Genomic DNA, 12,607 nt, shown 5'->3' with positions numbered 1-12,607 from the left:
GGCTCCCGGGTGCTACCGCTTCCACCCGCTCACCCGGCTGTTCGCCCTCACCGCACGCCGTGCGGCCGGAACTGGATGCTGATGCGTCCACCGGAGGCGCGGGCGGACTTGGGGACGGCGTGCTCCCAGGTGCGCTGGCAGGAGCCGCCCATCACGATCAGATCGCCGTGCCCGAGCGGCTGCCGGACGGTGGCGCCGCCGCGCCGCGGACGGAGCAGCAGGTCGCGGGGGGCTCCCACGGAGAGGATGGCGACCATCGTGTTCTCACGGGCGCCCCGGCCGATCCGGTCGCCGTGCCAGGCCACGCTGTCGCGCCCGTCCCGGTAGTGGCACAGGCCCGCCGTCGTGAACGCCTCGCCGAGCTCGGCGGCGTAGCGTTCGGAGAGGGCCTGCCTGGCCTCGTCGAGGACGAGGTGGGGGAGCCGTTCGCCCGCGCCGTAGAAGGCGAGCAGGCGCGGCACGGCCACGACCCGCTCGTACATCTGGCGTTGTTCGGCCTTCCACGGGACCTCCGTGGCCAGCCGCTCGAACAGGGCGTCTGCGCCGCTCAGCCAGCCCGGCAGCAGGTCGATCCACGCGCCGTCGCCGAGGACCGTCCGGCGGATTCCGGCCAGGGAGCCGAGGCGTACGTCGTCGCTCTGGTCGAAGAGCGATCCCTGGAGCTGGTGGGTTGTCATGCCGTCAGTGTAAGCGCCATTCGAACACGTGAGCTAATTCGAAAGGTTCGGCACACCTCGTAAGGCCGGAAACGCCTCGGGGGCGCGCATCCGTCCGGATGCGCGCCCCCGAGGGGATCTGTGGGTGGGTCCTACCGCTTCCCCGCGATCATGCGGTAGGCGAACAGAACGATCACGGAGCCGATGATGGCGGCGATCCACGTCGACAGGTGGAAGAACCCGTTGATCGAGTGGACGCCGAAGATCACCTTGCCCAGCCAGCCGCCGAGCAGCCCGCCCACGATGCCGATCACCATGGTCACCAGGCAGCCTCCCGGGTCCTTGCCGGGGGTGAGGGCCTTGGCGATGGCTCCCGCGATGAGACCGATCAGGATCCAGGCGATGATGCCCACGAGAACGTTCCTCTCTTTGTGCTCCGGTCGGCGCTGGAGCTCCAGGCCGACACAGAGCGAATGTCCCGACGATGACGACTCACACAGGACCAAGGTCACGTTTCACGGGACCATCGGCACGCCGGACTCCGGCGGGCGGGTGACGCGCGCGGAGCATATGGTGGCCGAGCGGCATACCGGAGACCACCATGACGTCAGCGAAGAAGACATCCGTCGATGTGGAACAGTGCCTGCTCCTCACCGGCGTGGGCGGCTTCGACTGGGACCTGAGGACCGGCGCGCTCGGTCTCGACGCCGGCTCCCTCGCGGTGCTCGACCTGCGCCCCGAGGAATTCAACGGCCTGGTGACCTCGCTCCAGGGGCGCATCCCCCCGGAGGAGGCCGTCCGCATCAACTACGCCGTCACCGAGGCCGTCGCCTCCGGAGCCGACGGGTACGGCGTCTACTTCCGGGCCCGGCGCAGGGACGGCACGATCCACCTCGGCCACGCGCGCGGACGCATCGTCCGCGACGGCGAGGGCCGGGCCGTGCGCGTACTCGGCATCCTGCGTTCGGCGTCCGAGGACGGGGCGGAACTCGCCGCCATCGATCCCAGGGAGGAACGCCGCCAGGGCATCGCCCTGATGGTGCAGGGCACCACGCAGGCACTCTCCCGGGCCGTCACGGTCGACGACGTGGTCGCCGTCCTGTCCGGCGCGAGCGGCCTCGACCGGTTCGCCGCCGACGGACTCGTCCTCGGTCTCGTCGAGGGGGACAAGCTGAAGCTGATCGCCCTCGTGGGCCAGACGATGCAGGCCCTCGACGAACTCAAGCTGCACAAGGTCGACGAGTCACAGCCGCTCGCCGAAGCCGTCATGACACGGCAGCCCCGCTTCGTCGCCTCACTGCCCGACCTCGCGCGCCGCTTCACCCGCCTGCGGCCCTACATCGAGCACATGCGCCTCGACTCGGCGGCGTTCCTGCCGCTGGTCGCCCAGGACCGTGCCATCGGCGGACTCGGCCTCTTCTACCGCGGCCGCAAGGACTTCACCGACGCGGACCGCAACCTCTGCATCGGGCTCTCCGGCATCGTCGCCCAGTCGCTGCAGCGCGCCATGCTCTTCGACGAGGAACGGGACCTCGCCAAGAGCCTCCAGGCCACCATGCTGCCGCGCGGGGTGCCCGCCGTCGCGGACTGCGAGGTCGCCGTGCGCTACCACGCGGCGTGGGGCGGCCGCGACGTCGGCGGCGACTTCTACGACGTCGTCGCCCTGCCGCGCGGCCGCATCGGCCTGGTCGTGGGCGACGTACAAGGGCACGACACCCACGCCGCGGCCATCATGGGCCAGCTGCGCATCGCCCTGCGCGCCTTCGCGGGCGAGGGCCACCCGCCGGGCACGGTGCTCTCCCGTGCCTCCCGCTTCCTCGCCGAGCTCGACACCGAGCGGTTCGCCACCTGTACGTACGCCCAGTTCGACCCCGCCAGCGGCATCGTGCGCGCGGTCCGCGCCGGACACCTGCCGCCCCTCGTGCGCCACGTGGACAAACGGGTTGGCGTGCCCCGGGTCCCCGGCGGACTGCCGCTCGGCCTGGCCACCGAATTCGGCATGGAGGACTTCCCCGAGGTCCGCCTCGACCTCGTGCCCGGCGAGACCATGGTGCTCTGCACCGACGGGCTCGTGGAGGACGCCGCCCTCGACGTCGACACCGGCATGCGCAACCTCGCCGAGGTGATGCGCCAGGGCCCCGAACGCGCCGAGGCCCTGGCGGACCACCTCTCGCACGCGCTGTGGGAGAGATGGGGCACGAGCGACGACGTGGCGCTGCTCGTCCTGCGCAGGCTGCCCGACCCAGGGACCCTCCAGGAGCCGCGCATCCACCGGTACGTCCATCAGGCCGACCCGGAAGGGCTCGCCGACGCGCGGGCCGCCCTGCGCGAACACCTCGCCTCGTGGGGGTTCGGCACGGTCGCCGACGACGTGGAAGTGGCGGCCGGTGAACTCCTCGTCAACGCCCTCGTCCACACCGACGGAGGCGCCATCCTCACTCTGGAGGTGCTCTCTGGGCCGCCGCGACGTGTCCGCCTGTGGGTGAAGGACCGCTCCAGCGCCCGCCCCCGCAGAAGGTCACCCGCGGAGACCGCCACTTCCGGGCGCGGGCTGCTCCTCGTGGAGGCGGTCGCCTCCTGCTGGGGCGTCGAGCCGCGCGGCGAAGGCAAAGCGGTCTGGTGCGACTTCGCCGTACCCGACGCCTGAAAGCCGGTCTTCGCACCCCTCCCGCCGCTCGCGCCCCGTCCCCGTCCCCGTCCCCGTCAAGCCGACGGCACCGTGTCCTCGAACGCCGTGCCCACTGTCCGGTAGCCCCAGCCCGCCACCGTCGCCGAGACCTTGTCGCCTCCTCCACCCGGGGAGACGTGCGACAGGCCCCCTGAGAGTCTGTGTCGTACCGGGCCCGGCCCTGGTTACCGTTCCGCCATGGCCGACTACCGCATCGAGACCGTACGCAACGGCGAACGCGACTGGACCGCCCGCAACGACCGCGGGGCCGAGGTCCGCGTCGCCGCCGCCGACAACCCCGACGCCCAGCCCTCCTTCACCCCCGTCGAACTCCTCCTCGCCGCACTCGGCGGCTGCGGCGGACTCGTCGTGGACCGCACCGCCCGCACCGTCGAACACGACGCGCTGCGCGTCGTCGTCGAGTCGGTCTCCCGGCCCGAGGACGACGGCCGCGTCGGCGTCGTCCGGGTCTCCTACGAACTCGACCTGCCCGAGGGCGACACCCGCGCCGCGGAGGCGCTGGAGCGCGCCATCCGGCTGACGCACGAGAAGTACTGCACGGTCAGCCGCACCGTCGAACACGGCGCACGCGTGGAGGCGCTCGGCCCCGACGGCACCACGCTCTTCGCCGGGGGGTGACAGGTCAGGACACGGGCACCGGCTCCACCCACACATTGCGGAAGCGGACCTTGTTGCCGTGGTCCTGCAACCGGATCGCGCCGGCCGCCGCGGACTCGGCGTCACCCGCACCGGTCGGACCGTCCACGGCCACGTCGTCGTGGACCTTCTTGCCGTTCCAGACGACGGTGACCCGCGCGTCCGACGTCTTTCCGCCGTCCGCGTCGAAGCGGGCGGCACGGAAGGTGATGTCGTACGTCTGCCAGGTCTCCGGCGCCTTCGACGCGTTGAGGTCGGCGGCTTTCTTCTGGTAGATCGCCCCCGCCTCGTTGTCCGCGAGCTTCGCCACGCCGTACGAGTCGAGGATCTGCACCTCGTACCGCTCCTGGAGGTAGACCCCGCTGTTGCCGCGGTCCTGCCCCGTCACGTCGTCCGGCAGCTTCGGCACCCGGAACTCGACGTGCAGCTCGAAGTCCCCGAAGTGCTGTTTCGTGCGCAGGTCGCCGCAGCAGACCTCCATGGACTTCTCGGCGGTGTGCGGCCACTCGGCGCTGCGGCCGTCACTGTGCTGCCAGGCGGTGGAGACGCTGCCGCCGGAGAACAGGTCGATCCTCGCGCCCGGCCTGCGCACGTCGAGCGCGTCGAGGTTCACATGACCGGTGTCATCGGCGCCCACGGCGTACGTGATCGTGTTGTGGCCCTTGCGCAGGGAGAGCCGTTCGGTCTTCGTGGACCAGCGGTTCCACGCGACCGTGGACGGCAGGCTCGTCTGTCGCGCCGCGCCGCCGTTCACGCTGACGCCGACCGTCTTGGTGCCGGGGGCCGGGTGCGGGCCGTTGGCGTAGCGCAGCCCCACGTCGTACGCGCCCGTCCTGTCGACCACGACGTCGAAGGTCGCCTTCGCGCCCTTGTCACCGAAGCCGTCGACGAACCCGCCGCCGGTGAATCCGGCGTGCTCCTTGTCGATGTCCGCGCCGCCGGACAGCTTCGCGGACTCGGCGTCGTACGTCGTGACGGGCTCCTGCGGGCCCGGCTTGGCGTTCAGGGTGTACCAGGCCTCGGTGGACCACAGCTCCTCGCCACCGGCGGACGAGAACGGGCGGGGCGAGCGGACGTGCACGACCCGGTCGGGCTTCAGGCCGGGGATGGTGAGCCGCACCGTGCGCCGGTCGTCCGAGAGCTTCGCCGACGCGACCGGCAGCGACTCCTCGTCGACCTTCGGGCCGCCGTAGTCCGGCGTGGGAACGTACCGCCACTGCTCCACCGCGTACGCGCCCTCCGTGAGCTCGGCCGCGGTCTCCTCGGAGAGGGGCTTGGTGTAGGTGAGGTCGAAGCCGTCACGGGTGGCGCGCATCGTCTTGATGTCGAAGGCGGTCTTCCCGTTCGGCGTCAGCTTCTGCAGGCCGAAGCGGAGCTTTCCCTCCTGGCCCCAGTTGCCGTCCGCGCCCAGGCCGCCGGTGTAGATCGCGCCGTCGGGACCCTGGCTGATCCGCGAGATGCCGGCCTCCAGGCCCTGCGTGTGCCGGAAGACCGCGCCCTGGTACTCACCGGCGACCTTCTCCAGGGCCGCGCGCTGCAGTCCGCCGTACGTGACGTCGCCGAACACCATCTGCCCGGCGAACGGCCCCTTCTTCAACTGCATGGGCGTGCTGGGGGAGTTGGCTATCTCGTTCTGCGGAAGCCAGAGCGCGGGCTTGGTGACGGGCTTGTCGTCGTAGGGCCCGTCGGGGTTCATGTAGTGGTTGAAGAACCGGTCCTGTTTGATGTGGACCAGCTTGGACGCGGGCAGCCAGCCGCCCTGGTTGTCCGTGACGAACAGGTCGTTGCCCGGGCCGCGCCCGATGCCGTTCGGGGTGCGCAGGCCCCCGGCGAGGTAACTCACCTTGCCCGTCGCCTTGTTGACCTTGATGGTCGTGCCGCGGTTCGGGGCGGGCTGCGGGTCGGTGGTCGCGCCGCCGTAGTTGATGGCGACGGAGAGGTTCAGGTAGAAGTCGCCCTTCTCGTAGAGCAGGCCGAACGCGAACTCGTGGAAGTTCTTGCCGTACGGCCACTCGGCGATCTTCCGCTTCTCGTCGGTGACGTCGTCGCCGTTCGTGTCGTTCAACTCGGTCAGCTGGTGCTTCTCCGACACGTACAGCTTCCCGTCCACGTACTTGATGCCCATCGGCTCCCTGAGCCCGTCGGCGACCTTCTTGTACGTGACCTTCTCGGGGCTCGTCTCACCGGTGACGTGGTCGAGCAGATACACCTCGCCCTTCGTCTCGGTGCTGCCGCCCCACGTGGAGATCGCGAGCCGCCCGTCGGGCAGCCAGTCCATCGCGGACACCTGCGGCTCGAAGCCCTTGGGGCGCAGGTCGGTCAGCTCGTAGCCCGGGTTGACCTCGGTGAGCGGCAGGCCGTCGCCCGGTGTGTCGTACGTCCCCTCGCACTCCTTGCGGCCGGGCGCGGTGACCCGTACGACGTCGGCGTCCGTGCTGAGCACGGAGTTCGGCACGGTCGTGAACTCACCCGCGCCGGGCGGCTTCCACTGGAGGGTGACCTGCTGACCCCCGCCCCGGTCGAAGTGATCGATGCGCAGCGACTGGTACCCGGCGTTGAGGGTAATGCTCCCGTCCTTGGGCTCGGCGCCGTGCAGCCCGTCGTGGTCGATGACCTGCTGTCCGCCGAGGAGGAGCCGCGAACCGTCGTCGCTGATCAGCCGGAAGTCGTACGCGCCCGCTTCCGGCACGTTCAGGTTCCCGATGATCTGCGACACGAAGTTGTCGCTGAAGCCGAAGCCGTCGGTCGACGTCCAGTCGGCCGTCGGGATCAGCTTGTCGACGTTGGGCGTCTGGGCCGGCTTGAGGGTGCACAGCTTCTCCAGCGGGGTCCGCACGTCGAACACGCGCAGGGTGACGCCGGGTTCCTGGGGCGGTAGGTCCGCGAACGGCCGCGGATCGTCGTCCGCGACCGCGCCGGGCGCGAGCAGACCGGCTCCGATGAAGGCGGCGAGCAGCAGTCCCGTGGATCTTCGGGCTTTGCGGTGAGGCTTCACTCTTCCTCCTGCGTGGTTCCGTCGTGGGTTACGCAGATCTCTGTGGCAGAGCGACGCTCAGCGTAGGGACGGCGTCGGAGGACGTCCACACTTTGTCCAGAGAAAGGAAAAACGGGGAGGTGCTGAGGAGCAGCCTCCGGTGCCTGAGGGTCCCCACCAATCGGGCGAACGGCACCCGACGGTCGGCTGTGCGGACCGGGCGGGGCCGCGGGGGCGCGTTATGTCTGTGGGGTGATCACACTTCGAGTCCGTGCGTTCCTCGCACTCACCACCCCGGCCGCAGTCCTCCTCACCACCCTCGGCGACCCGGCCCCTGCCGTCGCCGGAACCCAGCGAGCACCCGCCCTCGACGCACGGGTCAGCGCCGTCTCCGCGCGCGACCTGGGCCGCAGCTGGCATCCGGGGTGCCCGGTCGCGCCCTCCGGCCTGCGGCTCATCCGGATGAACCACTGGGGGTTCGACGGCCGCGTGCACGCCGGTGAGCTCGTCGTGCGCAAGGAGGCCGTGCGGCCCATGCTGCGCGTCTTCGGCCGCGCCTTCGACGCCCGGTTCCCCGTCCGCCGGATGCGGACGATGGCGGCGTACGGCGGCAACGACCTCGCGGCGATGAAGGAGGACAACACCTCGGCGTTCAACTGCCGCACCGTCACGGGCGATCCGGCGCGGCTCTCGCAGCACTCGTACGGGGACGCGGTGGACATCAATACGCTGGAGAACCCGTACGTGGACCGGAACGGACACGTCTACCCCGCGGCGGGCGCCGCCTTCCTGGACAGGCGACGCACCGCCAAGGGCATGATCAAGAACGGTGACGTCATCACGACGACGATGCGCGAGGTGGGCTGGCAGTGGGGAGGGCGGTGGCGGGCCCCGGACTACCAGCACTTCTCGGCCAACGGACGGTGAGAGTGCCCCTCGCGCGGCCGGACTTGCGCTGCCCGGCCCGCGCCGCGAGCCCTATGCCGCCGGGTCGATGCGCGACACCGGCCCGCCCAGGTCGAGCACGTACAGCTCGCCCTTGCCGCCCTGGACGAACGACACGACCTCGCCGCCGTTGACGCCCAGATCGCTCACCCCGGTCACCTTGCCGTCCTTCATCTTCAGGGCACGGACGGTGCCGTCGCAGTAGTCGCTGAACAGGTACTGGCCTCTGAGCTCGGGGATCGCCTTCCCGCGGTACACGAACCCGCCGGTCACAGAGCAGCCGAGGCCGGTGCGGTCGTACTCGTGGACCGGCGGGACGTGGTTCGCGGGCTCCGTGCCCTCGCGGAAGGGATGGGTGCCCTCCATCTGCGACCAGCCGTAGTTCTCACCGCCCTTGCTGGACGCCGGAGCCCGGTCGATCTCCTCCCAGGCGCTCTGCCCGACATCACCGATGAACAGGTCACCCGTGCCCTTGTCGAACGAGAACCGCCACGGATTGCGCAGTCCGTACGCCCAGATCTCGTCCTTCGCCTTCGGGTCACCGACGAACGGGTTGCCCGGCGGGATCGCGTACGGCTTGCCGCCCCGCGGGTCGATGCGCAGCAGCTTGCCGAGGAGCGTGTCGAGGTTCTGCCCGTTGCCGTGCGGGTCGCCGCCCGCGCCGCCGTCGCCGAACGCGATGTAGAGGTAGCCGTCGCGGCCGAACTTGATGTCGCCGCCGTTGTGGTTCGGGTACGGCTGCGTCTGCGTCAGGACGGTGCGCCGGGTCTCCGGCCGCAGCTTGCCCTTGCGCACGGCGAACTCGTCCACGGTGCTCGTGCCTTCGAGGTCCGTGAACGAGACGTAGAAGTACTTGAAGTCGTTGGAGAACGCGATGCCCAGCAGGCCGCGTTCGCCGTCGGTGGTGGTCTCGGCGGAGATGTCGAGCACGGGCTCACCGAGCCCCTGCTTGCCCAACACGCGTACGGTGCCGGCGCGTTCGGCGATCCAGACGGCGCCGCCGGGACCCGCGGTGCCGGCGGACGGATTCTTGGCCGTGGCCACCTTGGTGAGCGCCACCCCGGCCGCGTCTTCGCGGGAGGAGGCGGACGCCGAGGTGAAGGCGAGGGACGTGACGAGGCAGAGAGCGCCGACGATCGCAGAGCTTCTGGTGCGGACGTTCACCGTGATCCTCCTGGAGGCGGCGAAAGGGGGGAGGTCACCATGGTGTGCTGCTGGCCACGGACGAGAGTACTGGGGCCGGGGCGCTTGGTGTAGACCAAGGACGTCATTCGTCTGCTTCTTCTGCCCCCCTGCCCCCCTGCCCCCTGCCCCCTGCCCCCTGTCTCCCGCCTCCGGCCTACTCGGCGTTCTCCTGCAGCAGGCAGTCGTAGCCCAGCTGCATCGCGTCGGCGGCCGCCAGTACGGAGAGGCCGCCCGTCACCGTGCGCGTGGCCTTCGGCCACAGCAGGGCGGCGCCGGTGACGGTGGTGGTCAACCAGACGCTCAGGCAGAACGGGCAGGTGACGAGCTCGCCCACGGTCGCTTTGACGCCGTCTCCCCGTGGGCTCTCGCTCACCTCCGCGGGCCCGGACGCCGCCTCGTAGCGGGTGAACGGCGCCCGCAGCGGGCTGGTCACCGATCCCTTGCTGAGCAGTCGGCCGAGCCGGAAGGTGGCCGCCGCCGCGAACAGGACGTCCCATGGCTCGGGACGCTCAGGAAGCGGGACCTTCCGCATCCGGACGGCCGCACCCCAGGCCACCGTGTAAGCGCCGAACGCGACCAGGGCGCCGAAGTGACCGGCGAGCCGGTGTTCCTCCCCGGAGGAGCCGGAGGAGCCGGAGGAGCCGGAGGGGTCGGAGGAGCCGGAGGGACCGGAGGAGTAGGCCCCGCCCGCACGCCGAAAGGCTCCCCTGATACGTCGCACGCCGGTGCCTTCCCTTCGAGTGTCATGAACCACCGCAACCTCCACTGAACCGTGTCGCAGGCCTTCGCGCCTCATCAGGACGGGTTCGCCCGGGCGAGCGCCTCCGCAACAGGTAACCCTGCGGCGCGAGCGGAAACGGAGCTGAACGGCGGAACCCCGGACGCCTGGCGCGGCGACCCCGGCGCATCTGTGTGATCGTGGACGGGCCGGGCACCGGAGGCCAACCGTCCGGTCCGCACGCGTGCCGGAACGCAGCTCCGCGCACACGGTCACTCGTCAAGGAGCCGACGGTCATGACGGACGTATCGAGCATGGGTTCACCCGCGGACGACTCCCGGCCGGTACTGACCGACCGGCAGGGCCACCCCGTCTACGACAACCAGAACCAGCGCACGGTCGGCGCGCGGGGCCCCGCCACGCTGGAGAACTACCACTTCCTGGAGAAGATCAGCCACTTCGACAGGGAGCGGATTCCGGAGCGCGTCGTCCACGCACGGGGTGCCACCGCTTACGGCTACTTCGAGGCGTACGGCACCTGGGGCGACGAGCCCATCAGCCGGTACACCCGCGCCAAGCTGTTCCAGGAGCGCGGCAAGCGCACCGACGTAGCCCTGCGCTTCTCCACCGTCATCGGCGGCCGCGACTCCTCCGAGGCCGCCCGCGACCCGCGCGGCTTCGCCGTCAAGTTCTACACGGAGGACGGCAACTGGGACCTGGTCGGCAACAACCTCGGTGTCTTCTTCATCCGGGACGCCGTGAAGTTTCCCGACGTCATCCACGCTCTGAAGCCCGACCCCGTCTCGCACGAGCAGAAGCCCGCCCGGATCTTCGACTTCATGTCGCAGACCCCGGAGAGCATGCACATGCTGGTCAACCTCTTCAGCCCCCGGGGCATCCCCGCCGACTACCGGCACATGCAGGGCTTCGGCGTGAACACCTACAAGTGGGTCGACGCGGAGGGCGGCACCGTCCTCGTCAAGTACCACTGGATGCCCAAGCAGGGCGTGCGCAGCATGACCGAAGAGGACGCGGCGAACGTGCAGGCCGGCGAGCTCGGTCACGCCACCAAGGACCTGTACGAGGCGATCCGCCGGGGCGACTTCCCCGAGTGGGAGCTGCTCGTGCAGGTCATGGAGGACGGCGACCATCCGGAGCTCGACTTCGACCCGCTGGACGACACCAAGACCTGGCCGGAGCAGGACTTCCCGCCCAAGGCCGTCGGCCGCATGGTGCTCGACCGCACGGTCGACGACTACTTCGGGGAGAACGAGCAGATCGCGTTCGGCACCGGCGTCCTGGTCGACGGCCTCGACTTCTCCGACGACAAGATGCTCGTCGGGCGGACCTTCTCCTACAGCGACACCCAGCGCTACCGCGTCGGCCCGAACTACCTGCAACTACCGGTGAACCAGGCCAAGAACGCGGACGTGCGCACCAACCAGCGCGACGGCTCGATGGCGTACGACAACCGCGCGGCGAACGAGAACCCCGAGGTCAACTACGAGCCGTCGATCACGGGCGGCCTGCGCGAGGACCAGTACCCCACCCACGACGAACAGGGGCCGGAGGTCTGTGGCCGTCTCACCCGCAAGCGGATCCCGCTCACCAACGACTACCTCCAGGCCGGGCAGCGCTACCTGCTCCTGGAGGACTGGGAGCGGGACGACCTCGTCGGCAACTTCGTGGACCTCATCTCCCAGTGCGACCGGAAGGTGCAGGAGCGCATGGTCTGGCACTTCCTGCTGGTCGAGAACGACCTCGGCCTGCGCGTCGGCGAAGGCCTCGGCATCCGCCCCGACGACGTCTCCCACCTCGAACCGCTGCAGGGCCAGACGCTGACCGACGAGGACCGCAGCCGCCTCCTGCGGCTGGGGAACAACGCGCCGCGCGACGTCTCCGGCCTGACGATGACCCACTGCGTGCCGAACGAACGCCACCAGGTCACACGCTGACACCGGCGGAGGGCGGGCCCGCGGATCACGGCTGCCGCGGGACCCGCCGACGCACGTCGTCGTACAGGTTGCGCATCGCCATGCGGTAGAGCTCGGACTGGTGGGCGCCGAGGAAACCGGTGTGCCCGAACACCTCCAGGGCGACCATGCCGTGCACATAGCCCCACACGCTCAACAACAGGGCCGTCGCGGACGGCGGCAGGGCGGTGCCGCTCGGGGGCGCCTGCCGCGCGAGGTGGTCCAGGAACTCGGGGGACAGCGACCGCGTGTCGGCCGCCGCCAGCTGTTCCGGTGTGAACCCCCGGAACAGTTCCCGCTCGAACACCGCGCTCATCCGGCGGTTCGCCTCCGTCGTGGGGCCGTCCAGAGGCGCGTGGTAGTGGGGGAGCGGTGCTCCGTAGAGGAGTTGGAACCGCTCGGGATTCCCGATCGCCCACCGCCGGTAGCCCTCCGCCGCGACGATCATCCCCGGTACGTCCGGGTCGTCCGGCCCGGCCTCGGTCGCGGCCTGCACCGCGTCCGCCAAGTCGTCGTACGCCTTGGTGATGAGCGCCGTCACGAGGTCGTCCCGGCTAGGGAAGTAGTGGTACAGCGCCTGCACGGTCATGCCGAGGCTGCGGGCCACCGCGCGCAACGACAGGGCGTGCGGGCCGTGTTCGGCTATGTGCGTCTCGGCCGTGCTCACGATCTCGTCGACGGCGACCGCTCGGCGACGCTCACGCAACGAGGGCCGGGGCGCGGGGACTTCGTAGGTGGACATACGGCGACCGTACGTCGCCCTCCCTCGCCCCGGGGCCGGAATCGGGCATCCCGTGAAGAAAATCTAACACTGCTCAATTTTGTTGTGCC

The 12,607-nt window shown here is 70.3% G+C and carries 10 protein-coding genes; 4 read left to right on the top strand and 6 right to left on the bottom strand.

Annotated elements, in window-relative coordinates; genetic code table 11:
- Positions 1 to 47: 47 nt before the first annotated feature.
- Both NOO62_RS04140 and NOO62_RS04135 read right to left on the bottom strand, forming a co-directional pair.
- Positions 48 to 677 carry an alpha-ketoglutarate-dependent dioxygenase AlkB gene (locus tag NOO62_RS04140; RefSeq protein WP_268769526.1) on the bottom strand — a complete coding sequence of 210 codons (630 nt, stop codon included), beginning with the start codon at positions 675 to 677 and terminating at the stop codon, positions 48 to 50.
- Positions 678 to 808: 131 nt separating this feature from the next.
- Positions 809 to 1,069, bottom strand: a complete 261-nt coding sequence (locus tag NOO62_RS04135; RefSeq protein ID WP_268769525.1) for a GlsB/YeaQ/YmgE family stress response membrane protein — start codon at positions 1,067 to 1,069, stop codon at positions 809 to 811.
- A 188-nt stretch (positions 1,070 to 1,257) separates the two neighbouring features.
- On the opposite strand from NOO62_RS04135, the gene NOO62_RS04130 reads away from it, so the two are divergent.
- Positions 1,258 to 3,303 (top strand): SpoIIE family protein phosphatase, encoded by a 2,046-nt coding sequence (locus tag NOO62_RS04130; RefSeq protein WP_268769524.1) that lies wholly within the window; start codon positions 1,258 to 1,260, stop codon positions 3,301 to 3,303.
- 219 nt (positions 3,304 to 3,522) lie between these two features.
- Positions 3,523 to 3,963, top strand: coding sequence for an OsmC family protein (locus tag NOO62_RS04125; RefSeq protein ID WP_268769523.1), 441 nt, complete (start codon positions 3,523 to 3,525; stop codon positions 3,961 to 3,963).
- A 4-nt stretch (positions 3,964 to 3,967) separates the two neighbouring features.
- Here NOO62_RS04125 and NOO62_RS04120 read toward each other — a convergent pair whose 3' ends face one another.
- A complete protein-coding gene (locus NOO62_RS04120; protein WP_268769522.1) occupies positions 3,968 to 6,976 on the bottom strand; it encodes a family 16 glycoside hydrolase in 3,009 nt (1,002 codons plus the stop codon).
- A gap of 231 nt (positions 6,977 to 7,207) precedes the next feature.
- On the opposite strand from NOO62_RS04120, the gene NOO62_RS04115 reads away from it, so the two are divergent.
- A complete protein-coding gene (locus tag NOO62_RS04115) occupies positions 7,208 to 7,882 on the top strand; it encodes a M15 family metallopeptidase (RefSeq protein WP_268769521.1) in 675 nt (224 codons plus the stop codon).
- 51 nt (positions 7,883 to 7,933) lie between these two features.
- Here the strand turns inward: NOO62_RS04115 and NOO62_RS04110 are convergent, their stop codons facing one another.
- Together NOO62_RS04110 and NOO62_RS04105 are read right to left on the bottom strand one after the other, a co-directional pair.
- Entirely contained in the window at positions 7,934 to 9,064 is a 1,131-nt protein-coding gene (locus NOO62_RS04110; RefSeq protein WP_268769520.1) for a PQQ-dependent sugar dehydrogenase, read from the bottom strand.
- 175 nt (positions 9,065 to 9,239) lie between these two features.
- A complete protein-coding gene (locus tag NOO62_RS04105) occupies positions 9,240 to 9,806 on the bottom strand; it encodes a DUF1360 domain-containing protein (protein ID WP_268769519.1) in 567 nt (188 codons plus the stop codon).
- Positions 9,807 to 10,099: 293 nt separating this feature from the next.
- On the opposite strand from NOO62_RS04105, the gene NOO62_RS04100 reads away from it, so the two are divergent.
- Complete coding sequence (locus tag NOO62_RS04100; protein ID WP_268769518.1) at positions 10,100 to 11,758, top strand: catalase; 1,659 nt, start codon at positions 10,100 to 10,102, stop codon at positions 11,756 to 11,758.
- A gap of 25 nt (positions 11,759 to 11,783) precedes the next feature.
- On the opposite strand, the gene NOO62_RS04095 is transcribed toward NOO62_RS04100, so the two are convergent.
- Positions 11,784 to 12,518 carry a TetR/AcrR family transcriptional regulator gene (locus tag NOO62_RS04095; protein ID WP_268769517.1) on the bottom strand — a complete coding sequence of 245 codons (735 nt, stop codon included), beginning with the start codon at positions 12,516 to 12,518 and terminating at the stop codon, positions 11,784 to 11,786.
- Positions 12,519 to 12,607 lie beyond the last annotated feature (89 nt).

The organism is Streptomyces sp. Je 1-369 (genome assembly GCF_026810505.1).
Classification (GTDB): domain Bacteria; phylum Actinomycetota; class Actinomycetes; order Streptomycetales; family Streptomycetaceae; genus Streptomyces.
Note: the sequence above shows the minus strand (reverse complement) of the source record. Positions and strands in the feature narration are given on the sequence as shown.